The sequence below is a fragment of the Flagellimonas myxillae genome, from assembly GCF_023502235.1.
Lineage (GTDB): Bacteria > Bacteroidota > Bacteroidia > Flavobacteriales > Flavobacteriaceae > Flagellimonas > Flagellimonas myxillae.
In genome coordinates this window covers 235136-249650 of record NZ_JAMFLY010000003.1, presented here as the reverse complement: position 1 = coordinate 249650, position 14515 = coordinate 235136, and the positions used below count along the sequence as shown (strand labels likewise).

The following is a 14515-nucleotide window of genomic DNA, read 5'->3' as shown; positions in this document are numbered from 1 at the left end:
AGTGAATTAGTAATCGAGTTATTAGTGAGGTAGTGGATCATTTCATCGACTTGATAAAGGCATACAGCATCTTTGAAACCTCATTTGTGACCTTTATAAGTTCATTTGATTCGTCTTTGTCGGTATATTCCAGTCTTCTTGACAAATACAACATGGATCTCACCTCACTATTGGAACCCAGAGCGAAGTAAAGAAATCTTTTGAAATCCGCATTACTACTTCTATCAAATCCTTCAGCAATATTGTTAGAAATAGAAATCGATGCCTTCGTAATCTGACTCTTGAAACCCAAATCTTTTATCTTGGAAAATGCCTTGTAAACTTTGATTGCCAAATCTTGGGACTTTTGCCACACCTTCAAATCTTCAAAACGCTGAACCGTCATCTCTCACACTATTTCTCTAGCCCACCATTCAACTTAAGATATTATTCGATACTTTTTACAACGGCCTTTGGTGCCTCTTTTTTGCTTCCATCAAATCCTGTGACTCCCCCAACAGTGGTATATTTCATCACATACTTTTTATCTGGAAATATTCTTTGATATGCACTCTGACACATCAGGGTAGCCTCATGGAAACCGCATAATATCAGTTTTAACTTTCCTGGGTAGGTATTGATATCGCCAATGGCATAAATCCCAGGAATATTGGTTTGATAATCCAAGGTATTGTCAACCTTTATGGCATTTTTTTCAATCTCCAATCCCCATTCGGAAATCGGGCCCAATTTAGGGGAAAGTCCAAAAAGGGGAATAAAATTGTCCACTTCCAAGTCAATTTCATCAGGATTATCGGTTTTTCTAACAATTACCTTTTCCAATTTTTCCTTGCCTTGCAAAGCAACCACTTCTGCGGGGGTAATCAAATTGATTTTTCCCTGGTTTTTTAACTGTTGTACTTTTTCTACGGAATCCAAGGCTCCACGAAATTCATTCCTTCTGTGAACCAAGGTAACCTCAGAAGCCACGTCGGCCAAAAAAATGGACCAATCCAAGGCCGAGTCACCTCCCCCGGCAATCAATACCTTTTTTTCCCTATATATTTCGGGTTCCTTGATGATATAAGCGATGCCCTTATCCTCAAACCGGGACAGGTTTTCCAGTTGCGGCTTTCGGGGTTCAAAACTTCCCAATCCCCCAGCTATGGCAACCACAGGAGCGTTGTGTTTGGTTCCTTTGTTAGTGGTCACCACAAATGTTCCATCCTCCAGTTTATCAATGGTATCGGCTCTTTCTCCCAGGGTGAATCCTGGTTGGAATGGCTTGATCTGCTCCATTAAATTGTCCACCAATTGCCCGGCCAATACCTCGGGAAAGCCTGGAATATCGTAAATCGGTTTTTTGGGATATATCTCCGCACATTGTCCGCCAGGTTGCGGAAGGGCGTCGATCAAATGACATTTTAACTGCAAAAGGCCTGCTTCAAAAACAGTAAAAAGACCCGTAGGTCCTGCCCCTATGATCAATATATCGGTTTTAATCATGCGGTAAAGGTGTTTGTAAATCCGTGCAACTTAGGGTTTAGGAAAGTAACGAAATATGATTTCTGTCAGGCTAGCCCACATTGACAACTTCCTCAATCTGCGGGGCATACTTTTTTATGGTCATTTCCACTCCGCTCTTCAGTGTCATCTGATTCACACTGCAACCAATGCAATTCCCCTCTAGTTTCACCTTCACCAGACTATCGTTATCTATGGAAATCAATGAAATATCACCTCCATCACTTTGTAGAAACGGTCTAATCTCGGCCAAGGCCTTTTCAACATTGCTTCTAATTTCTTCTGATGTCATGCTCATTTCTTTTTAACGGCAGCACAACCTGCCATGGTCGTAATTTTTATGGCCTCGGTAGGAGGCAAATCTGTATTTCTTTTCACCAGTTCCTGAACTATGTTCTTGGTCAAGTCCTCAAACGATTCTTCGATGGGCGTGGCCGTTTGCATAGCTGCTGGCCTTCCCACATCCCCGGCTTCACGGATGCTCTGTACCAATGGAATTTCACCTAAAAAGGGAACATCCAAATCTTCTGCCAAATTCTTGGCACCATCCTTACCAAAGATATGGTATTTGTTGTTAGGCAGCTCTGCCGGTGTAAAGTAAGCCATGTTCTCCACGATTCCCAGTACAGGTACATTAATGGCTTCCTGTTGGAACATGGCCACCCCTTTTCTGGCGTCGGCCAATGCAATCTCCTGAGGGGTGCTCACCACCACGGCCCCTGTTACGGGCAAGGATTGCATAATGCTCAAATGTATGTCCCCTGTTCCTGGGGGCAAGTCCAAAAGCAAAAAGTCCAATTCTCCCCAATGTGCGTCAAATATCATCTGATTCAACGCCTTGGACGCCATGGGTCCTCGCCAGATTACAGCTTGGTTGGGTTGGGTAAAAAAGCCGATGGACAAGAGTTTTACCCCATAATTCTCAATGGGTTTCATCTTGTTTTTCCCGTCTATGTTCACGGAAAGGGGTTTCTCCAAGGCCACATCGAACATAATGGGCATGGATGGCCCGTAGATATCGGTATCCAAAAGCCCTACTTTAAAGCCCATTTTAGCCAAGGTCACCGCTAAGTTCGCCGTTACCGTGGATTTACCAACTCCACCTTTTCCAGAGGCTACGGCAATAATATTCTGGATTCCAGGAATTGGGTTTCCCTTAATTTGGTTTATCGCAGGTTTTGCAGGGGCATCAACCGAAAGATTGATCTTGATCTTGGCCTTTTGATAAACTTCCTTATGGATGATCTTTAGTATTTCAACTTCGGTTTTCTTTCTGGCCTGAAGGCTCGGATTCTTGATGGTCACGTCCACTTCTACCTCATCACCAAATACCTGGACATTGGTCACCGCACCACTTTCCACCAAATTCTGTCCTTCGCTAGGTGCCGAAATAAGTTCCAAAGCTTTTAATATGTCTGCTTTCTTCAGCTTCATTTATCTTATTTTGATTGCAGTCGCTTAAACTGATTCTAAATTACAAAGATACGCCATGCCCCTTAGAATAAGAAGTTTGGGGATTGAAAATGGAAATAGCAGGATAGAATTGGGTGATGGGGTTTGATGTTGGGTGTTGGAATTTTGGCCAATATCCAAACCTCGACAATAAAGGAAATCAAAATTGACCGGCAACCTAAGACAGTTCCTTGGCTGGGTCCCAAAAATGTTTTTGAAATTCAACAATTTGATTGTCCTCGACCTTGACCCCTTCGTTTTCCAGAAGCTGTTGCATTAAATTGGTGCCATCAAAATGTTGTTTTCCGGTGAGCATACCCACCCGATTTACCACCCGATGCGCCGGAACGTCCTTCGCGCCTGAACCGTTCATGGCCCATCCCACCATTCTGGCACTTCTTGCAGTTCCCAGATATTTGGCTATTGCCCCATAGGAGGTTACCCTTCCGTAGGGTATTTGCCGGGCAACTTGGTATACTTTCTCAAAAAAGTTGTCTTCCTTCATATTACTTGTAAAAAATCCGGAATAAGGTAATCACCAACAAAACCAGCATCAAAGCGCTTAAAATATAATTGGAATTCCTGGAAAATCGGTTGGTTTTTCGCTCCAACTTGTTAAAATAAAAGGTATACAAATAGAGCACGGCAAAAGTGCCAGCTCCCGCAGCAAAAACAAAGGTTATAATATCTGCGGCCTCAAATTTAATCCACCCTGCCTCATTCCACATGGCATTAAGGCCACTGTAATACGGAATGGTGAGAAGGTTAAGGGCCGCAAGCAAAGTTCCCTTAAAAAAACTGTTTTTTTTGCTCAGATTGACATCGGTGAGTTGCTGTTCCTTTTTTCTTTTGGCCACAATAAAAAAATAAATCGCAAAAAAGGCAAAAACCAATATTGCGATCTTCAACAACATATCGATAACCTCCGGATTTCGGTACAGAAATTTAGAGATCAATACCGCAATATAAGCCTGCACCATAATCATGGAAGAGACCCCAAGGCTAAAAATGACCCCGTTGAGTTTTCCTTTTTCAACACTGGTCTTGGCCGCGTTCATGTTAAGCAGACCAGGAGGGACCGTGGCCATGAATGCCGCCGAAAAAGTGGCAAAGAAAAGGATAAGTATATGCGTCATTGGTTAGTTGATCCTAAATTGGATGTAGGTTATTGGCTTTCCTTTTTCAAGATACTGATTTTCGTAGAAAGTCTGAATTTTCAAAACCTCATCCGGGCTTCCAGCATTTTTGTACACATCGTGGTTGGAGTACACAATTTCATGTCCCAATCCCTGTAAAAGACCCAAGGTATATCCATGCATAAACTCACTATCCGTTTTTAAGTTTAGTGTGCCCCCAGGACGGAGAATCTTCTTGTATTTCTTCAAAAATTCCGGGTTGGTCATGCGGTGTTTGGTTCGCTTGTATTTGATTTGCGGGTCTGGAAATGTAATCCAAATTTCGGCTACTTCCTGAGCTTCGAAAAGTTGGTCCACTAGCTCAATTTGGGTGCGTAAAAAAGCTACGTTTGGCATGTCCTCCTGCAATGCGGTTTTGGCCCCTCTCCAAAAGCGCGCACCTTTAATATCTATACCGATATAGTTCCGCTTTGGATTTCTACTAGCCAAGCCAAGCGTATACTCACCTTTCCCACATCCCAATTCCAAAACGATAGGGTTATCATTTTGGAAAAAGGAAGCCCATTTTCCCTTTAGACCAAACCCCGTCAAGATTTCGTCCCGAGTTGGCTGGATCACATTGGAAAACGACTCATTTTCCTTAAACCGTTTTAGCTTATTCTTACTTCCCACTTGCTAGTTTTGAGCAAAATTTAATGTTTTGCAAAACTAAGGAAATCCCAAAGCAATTTGGACTTAATCCATTTTGTGCTTTTAGGATTTTTCGTTCCTGCTTGAAGTTTTTTCCAAGGTAAAGGAAAACTCGGAGCCTATTCCCACTTCACTCTCTACATAGATTTTTTCGTCATGGGCCTCGATGATGTGCTTTACAATAGAGAGACCTAATCCAGAACCTCCTTCGCTTCTACTCCCGCTTTGGTCTACTCGATAAAAGCGCTCAAATAATCTTGGAATATGTTGTTTGGGAATCCCCTCACCATTGTCCGTGACCCTCACAATGACCTTATTTTTTATCAAGTTTTCCACACTGACTTCAGTGGTTCCGTTGGAATGGCCATATTTAATGGAGTTCACCAACAGGTTGCTGATTACCTGTTGAATCTTCTCTTTATCGGCATTAACGTAAATGGGCTGATCGTATTCCATATCGAATGTAAGGACAATCTCTTTTTGGGCAGCCTTCATCTCCAAAAGGTCAAACACGTTTTGGATAAGTTCGATAATATCAAAATCCTGGAGTTCCAGCTTTAAATCTCCTACCTCAAGCTTAGTTATAAGATCTAGATCCTTCACAATATAGATTAGCCGCTCCACTCCCTTATTGGCACGGTTCAAGTACTTTTCGCGAATCTTCTTGTCGTTCATAGCCCCATCCAAGAGGGTAAGTATATATCCTTGAACGGTAAACAATGGGGTCTTAAGCTCGTGGGAAACGTTTCCCAAAAAGTCCCTACGATACTCCTCCCTGATTTTAAGGGTATCTATTTCAATTTTTTTGTCCTTGGCGAATTTTTCAATCTCCTGGGTCAGGGTCTTCATGTCGTTGGTTACCAACTTCGAAGAAAAGGATGTGGACTCCAGGAGGGATACATCATCATAGATCTTTTTGATTCTTCTGTAGATAAATCGTTCCACCCGAATCTGCACTATGGAAAAGCAGACAATAAAGCAAAGGAGGGCAAATAGTATTGTAGACAACCAGTTAAACTGGTCGGAGAAAAGAAGAGCACCAACAAAAACAGCGGTGAGAACCGGGGTTATGAGTAAGGAGGATTGTATGGCAAAAGTAAAGGACTTTTTAAATCGTACAGCCATTATAGGACAAACTTATAGCCTACGCCCTTAACGGTTTTAAAATGATCGTCCCCAATTTTTCCACGTAGTTTTCTTATGTGTACATCAATGGTTCTTCCTCCAACAACCACTTCATTGCCCCAAACTTTGTCCAAAATAACCTCACGTTTGAATACCTTGCTGGGCTTGGAGGTGAGCAGGGACAAAAGCTCAAATTCCTTTCTTGGGAGTACAATCTCTTCCCCATTATTAATGATCTTATACTCTTCGCGATTGATGATGATGTTTCCGACCTTAACAATATCCTCGGTTTCCTTCTTTTCTTCTTTCAACCTTCTAAGCAAGGCTTTTACTTTACTAACCAACACCTTCGGCTTAATGGGTTTTGTAATATAGTCATCGGCACCGGCATCAAACCCGGCTACTTGGGAATAGTCCTCCCCCCTTGCCGTCAAAAAAGTTATGATGCTATCCTCCAGTTCCGGGGTATTTCGCAATATCTCACAAGCTTCAATTCCGTCCATTTCGGGCATCATTACATCCAAAATGATCAAATGGGGTTTCTTTTTCTTGGCTTTGGCAACACCTTCAACCCCATTTTTTGCCGTAAAAACAGTATACCCTTCAGAAGACAGATTATAGCTTACAATCTCAAGAATATCCGGTTCATCATCTACAAGCAAAATCCTTATGTCCTTTGTCTTCATAGTGCCGTAGTTTACAAGTTGATAACCCAAAAATAAAGATAATTCCACAACCCTTGGAGCGCTTAACATTCATTTAATGTGATAACATTATTGTAACAGTTTTCAAATAAACACTTAACCCGTGCATAACATCGACTTTACAGCACGGGTCTTTCTTTGCGCCATCGATATTTAGAACCAAATGAAATATAGATTACTGATTTTCACCCTATTTATAGTGCTTCAGATGAGTGCTCAAGAAGACACCGGAAGCATCGTTGGTAAACTAACCGACAAAGAATTCAACAATGAGCCCTTGGCTTTCGCCAACCTCCTGATCAAGGGAACCACCAAGGGTACAACCTCAGATTTCGATGGCCTTTTTGAAATTGCCAATGTTGATCCCGGGACCTATACCCTTGTTATTAGTTTTTTGGGGTATGAAACCCTAGAAGTTCCCAATGTAGTTGTTGAGGTAGGAAAAATTACGGAGATAAATGCCGCTTTGGGTGCAAGTAGTGTAGGATTGGACGAAGTGGTGGTGACCACCTCTGCCCGTAAAGATTCTGAAATAGCCCTATTGCTTCAGCAAAAAAGAGCTTTGGTAATGCAAGAAGCCATTAGCGCGGAGGCCTTAACACTAAAAGGTATTGATGATGCAGCCGCTGCGGTTGCTCAAATATCCGGAATCTCCAAACAACAGGGTTCCAGCAATGTTTATGTAAGGGGATTGGGGGATCGCTACCAAAACACAACCATGAACGGACTGTCGTTGCCTTCCAACGATGTAAGCAAGAAAAACATAGACCTTGATTTGTTTTCTTCCAGCATTATCGAGAACGTATCAGTAAGCAAAGCCTACAATCCAACCTTTTATGGGGATTTTTCCGCGGGTAATGTCAATATAGATTCCAAGGAATATACAGGTGATGGTTACGTTGAAATCTCATTGGGAAGTGGATTTAACAGCAATGCCACTGGCGAGGGTTTTGTCAGAAGTGAAGGCCCGAGCAATTTTGGCTTTTACAACCGATACGACAATGATCCCTTTGCTGTGGTTCTTTCCCACGGGGTAGATCCACAAGAAGCTTGGAACACCATTAATATCTCTGGTGCGATTGAAGGCGGTTATTCATTTGATTTCAACAATGACAATTCTAGACTAAGCTTTTTTGGTGCAGCCAGCTTCAACAACGGATTTCAGCTTTTGGAAGGACCAGCGCGGGATTTTACAAACGTTCTAAAAGTCGACTTCCCTAATGTTCGGGAATTTGCATACAAAACCACCACAACGGCACTTGGGAATATCATCTATAAGATCAATAACGAGCACAAACTAAAATACAGTTCCCTGTTTATAAACAACGCTACAGACGCAGTTGGTTATTATGGTGTAAACGGTCTAGGGACTAATAGGGATGCCATCATCACTACGGATGAAGGGTTCTACGTAATGAACGTCCAGTTCAATCAAGATATGATTTTTGTGAACCAATTGACCGGGCAACATGTTTTTAACGATAAGTTGTCCTTGGATTGGGGAGCCGGTTTCAACAAAGTGTTTTCGGACGAACCGGACAGAAAGCGTATCACCTTGGAAAATTATCAATTGGCCTTGGACAACGATGCCTCCACAAATCCTGTTTTCTATACCAACATTCCGTTCGACAACCAGCGGTTTTTCCAGAGCATAGAGGATGACGAACTTAACAGTTTTGTGAATCTCGGATATCAAGCTTCCGAAAAGGTCAAATTCAATTTTGGCTACAACGGAAGAAAAAAGGAAAGAAGGTTCAACAGTATTCGTTATGGTTACGAAATCCAAGATCGGGACAACACCCCGGTCACCGATGTGAACAACTTCAATACCATTTTTGATGTGTCCAACATTAATGTCCCCAACGGAGCGGGGTTATGGGACTTGTTGGTATTGAATCCCATCAACAACGAAATTGGAAACCGCAACAGACCTGGACTTCCGGAAAACACCTATAAGGGAAACTTGGACATCCATGCGGTCTATGCCGCTGCAGAAATTGGTTTGGGTGAAAAATTGGGAATTGTTCCCGGTATTCGTGTAGAATCTTACAACCAAAAGGTGGGCTACGAAGTAATAAACATTAGGGCCGATGATCCAGGTTCCAGGAGCGTTTATGAAAACATCTTTTTACCCAGCTTAAACGTTCGCTACGCGCTCAACGACAATTCCAATCTTAGGTTTGGATTTAGTAAAACCGCTTCTTTTCCAGAATTTAAGGAGGTAGCGCCTTTTGTTTACGAATCCGTGACACAACGGATTGGTGGTAACCCCGACCTTTTGGGTGGTCTTGACGGCAATGGCCCTACCTATTCCGATATATTCAACTACGATATTAAATATGAGTGGTTCTTGGAGCGAGGTGAAATTATCTCGGTTGCTGCGTTTGCCAAGACAATCAAAGATCCGATAAACCGGGTTGTGGCTGCCGATGCCACAGGTACCCAACGTTATTTTAGAACCGGGGAAAAGGCAGATATCTATGGCGCTGAATTGGAGGTTAGGAAAAACCTTTATACCGATGCCGATGATAATGCAATTGTATCGGTAGGATTGAACGCTGCCTATACGCATACGGAACAGGATCTTCAGGACATTCCCGGAGGATCCCAAAATACCTTCGGAACAGCTTTTGATCGCGATTCGGATGAATTGGAAGGTGCGTCCCCCTTCATTATCAACACAGACTTAAACTACAGTCCGGTATTTGGGGACTACAAACCAAAGGCAACCATCGCCTTCTCCTATTTCTCCGATCGCATTTTTTCCTTAGGATCAGGAAGCCTTGGAAATATCGTGGAGAAAGCCGTTCCCACATTAAACCTGGTATTGAAAAATTCTTTCGGGGAACATTTCGAAGCTAACCTGTCCGCAAAAAACATTTTGGATTCAGATATCACCTTGGTACGGGAAGGAACTGATTTAGGTGATATCGTAATCAGAGAGTATAACCTTGGGGTTAACGTTGGGCTAACCCTTAAATATAAATTTTAATTTTTTTAAACTAAGAAACGATGAGAAGCAAATTTTTATTTTTAGGTATAGCCGCTGCATTATTCACTGCTTGTGAAAGCGACGACACCTCGGATATTGTCATTAATGACAATAGCGTTACCACTACCAACAACACCAATGGTGGAGGTGGCGAAACACCTACAGAGACAACCGTAAACCTAAACGGTCTTTATACTGAGGACCTTACTTTGGACTTAGAGATTGAGTACATTGTTACAGGGCCTGTTTTAATGGCCGATGGTACTACCTTGACCATCCCTGCCGGTTTGACCATAAAGGCAGAACCTATTGGTGTAAACGCCTACATTGCCATTCAGCAAGGAGCAAGAATCAATGCCGTTGGTTCTGCAGATGAGCCTATTATCTTTACTTCCAATGCCACTACCCCTTCTTCTGGGGATTGGGGAGGTTTGGTAATCTGCGGAAGAGCTCCTATTAACTCCACAGCCGATGGTTCTGATGAAATCGCCACTTCGGAAGTAGGAGCCTTGGCTTTTGGTGGAAACATTCCTACCGACAATTCAGGAAACTTGGAGTATGTAAGAGTTGAGTTTGCAGGTGGCGCTATTGATGGAAATGCCGAGTTGAACGGGGTTTCCGTATACGGAGTTGGTTCTGGAACCACTATTGACTTTGTCCAGGTTTACGAAGGGTCGGACGATGGTTTCGAGTTCTTTGGAGGAACCGTTGATGCTAGCCACTTGGTTGTTGTAAACGCCGAGGACGATTCCATCGATTGGACAGAAGGGTACATCGGATCACTTACCGATGTTTATGTACAGCATGGAGTTTCCCACGACAAGGCCTTTGAGTGTGATGGATTCAACACCGACTTTAGTAATGAGGCAGGTTATTTTTCCGCTCCTACCGTAACCAATGTAACTATTGTAGGTGACGGAGCCGATGACGATGATGAAGCTATCCGACTTAGAGCTGGAACTCGATTTGTTTTCACAAATGTTGTGATCAACAATTTCGCCGAAGGTTTTGATTTGGACGATGCCGATACAGGTGTAGGTGTTGTAGATGATGAATCCAATATCATCGATGTGACCTTTAACAACGTTACAACAACCTTAAAAAATGACACTGGAGCTTCGTTTGACGGATCTGATGTGATTTCCGGTGTAGGTAATGGAACAGGTACCGATATTGCCACTTGGGGGGCAGGATGGGCCAGGGGCATAAACTAAAAAACATACCCTATTTAGGATAAACCCCCGCATTCCGGGGGTTTATTTTTTGCACTTCATCGAAAAGTGTGGGTTTTTTCCGTACTCCTTTCCCAACCGGAGGGCAATTTATTTATATTTGTGGCATAGCCTTTGTAACCAATACTTTATGAAGCAATTTTACCTCGTCTTTTTCTTTTTTGTTTGTACCCTTGGATTCGCACAGAATTCCCAAGCAGGTTCAGACATCGACGGGTTTAAATTGTATCCCAATCCTGTTACCCAAGGCAAGGTTTATATTGAAACCGCCCAGAACGCTCCCAAGAAAATTCTCATATTCGATGTATTGGGCACCCAGGTATTGCAAACCACAATTTTGGGCAGGGAACTCAACTTAGGGGATTTGGACAAAGGTGTCTATATTCTTAGGGTTTTCGAGCACAATAAAGTGGCAACCCGAAAGCTGATTATCAAGTAATTCCGGCTATTTTACCCTGCATTTCGTCGAGCAGACATCAAAATCTGCCTCTTTACCTACACATTTCCCTGTTTCACAACATTTTATAGCCATTTGCCCCCTGTTTATCTACTTTTATAATGCTTATACCCCAAATCAGCATGTATGAAGAAAATCTACTTTGTTCTTATTATGGCTTTACCCCTCTTTACATACGGTCAGGAATTGGTCAGTGTAAACACTGAGCAGGTTCAAGAGCTACAGGGATTTAAAATGTATCCCAACCCGGTTTACGGGGATGAAGTATATGTAACTACCTCAACGAACGGCGTCAAACAAATCAAAATATATGATGTTTTTGGCGATGTGGTGTTAACCGATAGAATTTCAACCAACACCCTAAACGTTTCCAGATTGGTGCCTGGAGTGTATGTGCTCCAAGTAACGGAAGACAAAAAAACCATGACCCGAAAACTGGTCATTAAATAGCCGCAACTTATACCGCCCTTCTTTAGAAGGGCATTTTTTTTGGGTACTTTTATGGCCCAATGGACCACTCTTTATCCCAGCGCATATTTTCCATCACCTCCAAGGAGGAATTTGAGGCTTTGGCCCTGAAAATTTTTGGGCATCAATATCTAAATAACCCCGTCTACAGAACCTATTGCGAGCATTTGGGCAAAACACCGGACAATGTTTCGTCCCATGCTGAAATTCCTTTTTTACCCATCCAGTTTTTCAAATCGCATAGAGTGCTAACAGGAAGCAAATCCCCCGTTGCCATTTTTGAAAGCAGTGGTACAACAGCTGCCGCCACCAGTAAACATTATATAACCGATTTAGGTTTGTACCAACAAAGCTTTGCCAAAGCTTTCCAATCCTTCTATGGCGATGTGGAGTCCTACTGCATTTTGGCCTTGTTACCTTCCTATTTGGAAAGGGAGGGTTCATCCCTGGTTTATATGGTCAACGATTTAGTGTCCCGGTCCAAACACCCCAGCAGTGGATTTTATTTGTACGACTTATCATTGCTAAAGGATAAGTTGATAACCCTTGAAAGTTCGGGAACAAGAACTTTGCTAATTGGGGTTTCCTTTGCCTTATTGGACTTGGCCGAACAGTTTCCGATACCACTAAAGCATACCACAGTCATGGAAACGGGAGGAATGAAGGGTAGGAGAAAGGAACTTATTCGTGCTGAACTGCACAATACCTTAAAGGAAGCTTTTGGAGTCCCGTCCATTCATTCGGAATATGGCATGACCGAATTGCTGTCCCAGGCCTATTCCGAGGGTAATGGCCTTTTTAAAACACCTCCGTGGATGAAAATCCTAGCCCGTGATACGGAAGACCCCTTGACCATCCAATCCCATGAAAAAACCGGTGGAATCAATGTTATCGACCTAGCCAATATAAATTCATGTTCCTTTATTGCCACCCAAGATTTGGGCAAGACTTTTCACAATGGATCATTTGAGGTATTGGGACGTTTTGATCATTCCGATATAAGGGGATGCAACCTAATGGCCCTCTAGTTTTTGGTATAGTAATAGGTGACCTCGTCATCGGCGATCATCGGTTCGTCCACATAGGTAAGCACCAAGGTATTCCCTTCCTCTTCGTAGGTGTATTCGCGACCCTCAATACCAATTACGGAACCATTGTCCGTAAATGGGTAGGTCCCTGCCGGGGCGATAAACTGTGAATCTCCCTCATTCTCTATGGTTACCATCCCTGTATCACTATTAAAGGTTAGGGTATGTGTGCTGAAGTCGAAGTCATCCCCAAAAAAGCAAAAACAAACCACATTGTCCAAAATCCACTGGGCATTGCCCGGATTAATATCATCATCGGAAGTGCAGCCTAGTAAAAACAAGGCGAAAATCGATAAAACAAAATACTTCATTATACCAGAGATTGATTCAATTGTAAGATGTAGGAATTACGGAACGTTGCGCAGGTTATTCCACAACCAAGACAAAATAGTTCTTCCTTCCTCGCTGGAGCAGCACAAATTTGTCATTGATCAAATCGGAACCGGAAATCAAATAATCCTCCTTTACTTTTTGTTTGTTGACCGAAATGGAATTCTGCTTCAACTCCCTTCGCGCCTCCCCGTTGGATCCCAAAAATCCCGTTTTGGCAGCCAAAGCCCCAATCATATCCAAGCCTTGATCCAATTCACTTTTGGAAACTGTGGCCTGTGGTACTCCATCAAAAACATCCAAAAAGGTTTTCTCGTCCAAGGCCTTCAGGTCTTCGGAAGTGGATTTTCCAAATAGAATGTTACTGGCCTTGATCGCATTTTCCAAATCTTCCTTGGAGTGCACCATGGTGGTAATCTCTTCGGCCAACTTCTTTTGTAATGCCCTCAAATGAGGCTCTTGTTTATGGGCTTCCACCAGGGATTCGATTTCCTGTTGGGACAAAAAGGTGAAAATCTTAATGTATTTTTCGGCATCTTCATCCGAGGTGTTCAACCAATACTGGTAAAATTTATAAGGTGAAGTGCGTTCAGCATCCAACCAAACGTTACCGCCTTCGGTCTTTCCAAACTTGGTTCCATCGGCCTTGGTTATCAAAGGACAGGTCAATGCAAAGCCCTTTCCGCCTCCAATTCTTCTGATCAGTTCAGTTCCTGTGGTAATGTTTCCCCACTGATCACTACCTCCCATTTGCAGGGTACAGTTGTGATTTTGGTAGAGGTATAAAAAATCATAGCCTTGAACCAACTGATAGGTAAACTCTGTAAACGACATTCCCTCCTTCGCATCCGAAGACAGCCTTTTTTTAACAGAATCCTTGGCCATCATATAGTTTACGGTAATGTGTTTCCCAACATCCCGGATAAAATCAAGGAAGGAGAAATTCTTCATCCAATCGTAGTTGTTTACAAGGACCGCGGCATTGGGAGCATCACTTTCAAAATCCAGAAATCTGCTCAATTGGGATTTGATCGCTTCCTGATTGTGCCTAAGCGTGGTCTCATCCAATAGGTTGCGCTCTGCAGATTTACCAGAGGGATCGCCGATCATTCCGGTTGCCCCTCCAACCAATGCAAAGGGTTTATGCCCGGCCAACTGGAAATGACGTAACATCATTACGCTCACCAAATGTCCAATATGTAAAGAATCCGCAGTTGGGTCTATTCCAACATAGGCGGCCTGCATCCTTTCCATCAAATGTTCCTCCGCTCCCGGCATTATGTCGTGGACCATTCCCCTCCACTGTAGCTCTTGCACAAAATTCTTTTCCATTACCAT

16 protein-coding genes are annotated in these 14515 nt (G+C 42.9%); 5 read left to right on the top strand and 11 right to left on the bottom strand.

What is annotated here, in order from left to right:
- Positions 1-37 precede the first annotated feature (37 nt).
- From M3P07_RS13855 to M3P07_RS13815, 9 genes are all read right to left on the bottom strand, one after another.
- Positions 38-385 (bottom strand): four helix bundle protein, encoded by a 348-nt coding sequence (locus M3P07_RS13855; RefSeq protein WP_249970525.1) that lies wholly within the window; start codon positions 383-385, stop codon positions 38-40.
- 41 nt (positions 386-426) lie between these two features.
- Entirely contained in the window at positions 427-1485 is a 1059-nt protein-coding gene (locus tag M3P07_RS13850) for an NAD(P)/FAD-dependent oxidoreductase (RefSeq protein ID WP_249970524.1), read from the bottom strand.
- Between the two features lie 70 nt (positions 1486-1555).
- A complete protein-coding gene (locus M3P07_RS13845) occupies positions 1556-1795 on the bottom strand; it encodes a NifU family protein (protein ID WP_249970523.1) in 240 nt (79 codons plus the stop codon).
- Positions 1796-1797: 2 nt separating this feature from the next.
- Positions 1798-2937, bottom strand: coding sequence for an Mrp/NBP35 family ATP-binding protein (locus tag M3P07_RS13840; RefSeq protein WP_249970522.1), 1140 nt, complete (start codon positions 2935-2937; stop codon positions 1798-1800).
- Between the two features lie 196 nt (positions 2938-3133).
- A complete protein-coding gene (locus tag M3P07_RS13835) occupies positions 3134-3460 on the bottom strand; it encodes an MGMT family protein (RefSeq protein WP_249970521.1) in 327 nt (108 codons plus the stop codon).
- Position 3461: 1 nt separating this feature from the next.
- Complete coding sequence (locus tag M3P07_RS13830; protein ID WP_249970520.1) at positions 3462-4091, bottom strand: LysE family transporter; 630 nt, start codon at positions 4089-4091, stop codon at positions 3462-3464.
- A gap of 3 nt (positions 4092-4094) precedes the next feature.
- Positions 4095-4763 (bottom strand): tRNA (guanosine(46)-N7)-methyltransferase TrmB, encoded by a 669-nt coding sequence (gene trmB / locus M3P07_RS13825; RefSeq protein WP_249970519.1) that lies wholly within the window; start codon positions 4761-4763, stop codon positions 4095-4097.
- A gap of 81 nt (positions 4764-4844) precedes the next feature.
- Positions 4845-5906, bottom strand: coding sequence for a sensor histidine kinase (locus M3P07_RS13820; RefSeq protein WP_249970518.1), 1062 nt, complete (start codon positions 5904-5906; stop codon positions 4845-4847).
- Positions 5906-6592: a response regulator transcription factor gene (locus M3P07_RS13815; RefSeq protein ID WP_249970517.1), complete on the bottom strand. Its 687-nt coding sequence runs from the start codon at positions 6590-6592 to the stop codon at positions 5906-5908. Before M3P07_RS13815 ends, M3P07_RS13820 begins: the two co-directional genes overlap by 1 nt.
- A gap of 181 nt (positions 6593-6773) precedes the next feature.
- On the opposite strand from M3P07_RS13815, the gene M3P07_RS13810 reads away from it, so the two are divergent.
- The 5 genes from M3P07_RS13810 (at position 6774) to M3P07_RS13790 (ending at position 12787) form a co-directional block, all read left to right on the top strand.
- Positions 6774-9602: a TonB-dependent receptor gene (locus M3P07_RS13810; RefSeq protein ID WP_249970516.1), complete on the top strand. Its 2829-nt coding sequence runs from the start codon at positions 6774-6776 to the stop codon at positions 9600-9602.
- Between the two features lie 20 nt (positions 9603-9622).
- Entirely contained in the window at positions 9623-10816 is a 1194-nt protein-coding gene (locus tag M3P07_RS13805; protein WP_249970515.1) for a multidrug transporter, read from the top strand.
- 148 nt (positions 10817-10964) lie between these two features.
- Entirely contained in the window at positions 10965-11273 is a 309-nt protein-coding gene (locus M3P07_RS13800; RefSeq protein WP_249970514.1) for a T9SS type A sorting domain-containing protein, read from the top strand.
- 144 nt (positions 11274-11417) lie between these two features.
- Positions 11418-11741, top strand: coding sequence for a T9SS type A sorting domain-containing protein (locus tag M3P07_RS13795; protein ID WP_249970513.1), 324 nt, complete (start codon positions 11418-11420; stop codon positions 11739-11741).
- Positions 11742-11800: 59 nt separating this feature from the next.
- Positions 11801-12787: a LuxE/PaaK family acyltransferase gene (locus M3P07_RS13790; RefSeq protein WP_249970512.1), complete on the top strand. Its 987-nt coding sequence runs from the start codon at positions 11801-11803 to the stop codon at positions 12785-12787.
- On the opposite strand, the gene M3P07_RS13785 is transcribed toward M3P07_RS13790, so the two are convergent.
- Together M3P07_RS13785 and tyrS are read right to left on the bottom strand one after the other, a co-directional pair.
- Positions 12784-13158 (bottom strand): hypothetical protein, encoded by a 375-nt coding sequence (locus M3P07_RS13785; protein ID WP_249970511.1) that lies wholly within the window; start codon positions 13156-13158, stop codon positions 12784-12786. The two genes, M3P07_RS13790 and M3P07_RS13785, sit on opposite strands and share 4 nt — an antisense overlap.
- A 55-nt stretch (positions 13159-13213) precedes the next feature.
- Positions 13214-14509, bottom strand: coding sequence for a tyrosine--tRNA ligase (gene tyrS, locus M3P07_RS13780; RefSeq protein WP_249970510.1), 1296 nt, complete (start codon positions 14507-14509; stop codon positions 13214-13216).
- Between the last annotated feature and the right edge of the window lie 6 nt (positions 14510-14515).

Excerpts from the sequence above, each read along its gene's own strand:
- M3P07_RS13850 (WP_249970524.1), bottom strand. The coding sequence starts at position 1,485 with ATGATTAAAACCGATATATTGATCATAGGGGCAGGACCTACGGGTCTT.
- M3P07_RS13840 (WP_249970522.1), bottom strand. The coding sequence starts at position 2,937 with ATGAAGCTGAAGAAAGCAGACATATTAAAAGCTTTGGAACTTATTTCG.
- M3P07_RS13815 (WP_249970517.1), bottom strand. The coding sequence starts at position 6,592 with ATGAAGACAAAGGACATAAGGATTTTGCTTGTAGATGATGAACCGGAT.
- M3P07_RS13830 (WP_249970520.1), bottom strand. The coding sequence starts at position 4,091 with ATGACGCATATACTTATCCTTTTCTTTGCCACTTTTTCGGCGGCATTC.
- M3P07_RS13835 (WP_249970521.1), bottom strand. The coding sequence starts at position 3,460 with ATGAAGGAAGACAACTTTTTTGAGAAAGTATACCAAGTTGCCCGGCAA.
- M3P07_RS13800 (WP_249970514.1), top strand. The coding sequence starts at position 10,965 with ATGAAGCAATTTTACCTCGTCTTTTTCTTTTTTGTTTGTACCCTTGGA.
- M3P07_RS13805 (WP_249970515.1), top strand. The coding sequence starts at position 9,623 with ATGAGAAGCAAATTTTTATTTTTAGGTATAGCCGCTGCATTATTCACT.
- M3P07_RS13855 (WP_249970525.1), bottom strand. The coding sequence starts at position 385 with ATGACGGTTCAGCGTTTTGAAGATTTGAAGGTGTGGCAAAAGTCCCAA.
- tyrS (WP_249970510.1), bottom strand. The coding sequence starts at position 14,509 with ATGGAAAAGAATTTTGTGCAAGAGCTACAGTGGAGGGGAATGGTCCAC.
- M3P07_RS13795 (WP_249970513.1), top strand. The coding sequence starts at position 11,418 with ATGAAGAAAATCTACTTTGTTCTTATTATGGCTTTACCCCTCTTTACA.
- M3P07_RS13810 (WP_249970516.1), top strand. The coding sequence starts at position 6,774 with ATGAAATATAGATTACTGATTTTCACCCTATTTATAGTGCTTCAGATG.
- M3P07_RS13790 (WP_249970512.1), top strand. The coding sequence starts at position 11,801 with ATGGACCACTCTTTATCCCAGCGCATATTTTCCATCACCTCCAAGGAG.
- M3P07_RS13785 (WP_249970511.1), bottom strand. The coding sequence starts at position 13,158 with ATGAAGTATTTTGTTTTATCGATTTTCGCCTTGTTTTTACTAGGCTGC.
- M3P07_RS13820 (WP_249970518.1), bottom strand. The coding sequence starts at position 5,906 with ATGGCTGTACGATTTAAAAAGTCCTTTACTTTTGCCATACAATCCTCC.
- M3P07_RS13845 (WP_249970523.1), bottom strand. The coding sequence starts at position 1,795 with ATGACATCAGAAGAAATTAGAAGCAATGTTGAAAAGGCCTTGGCCGAG.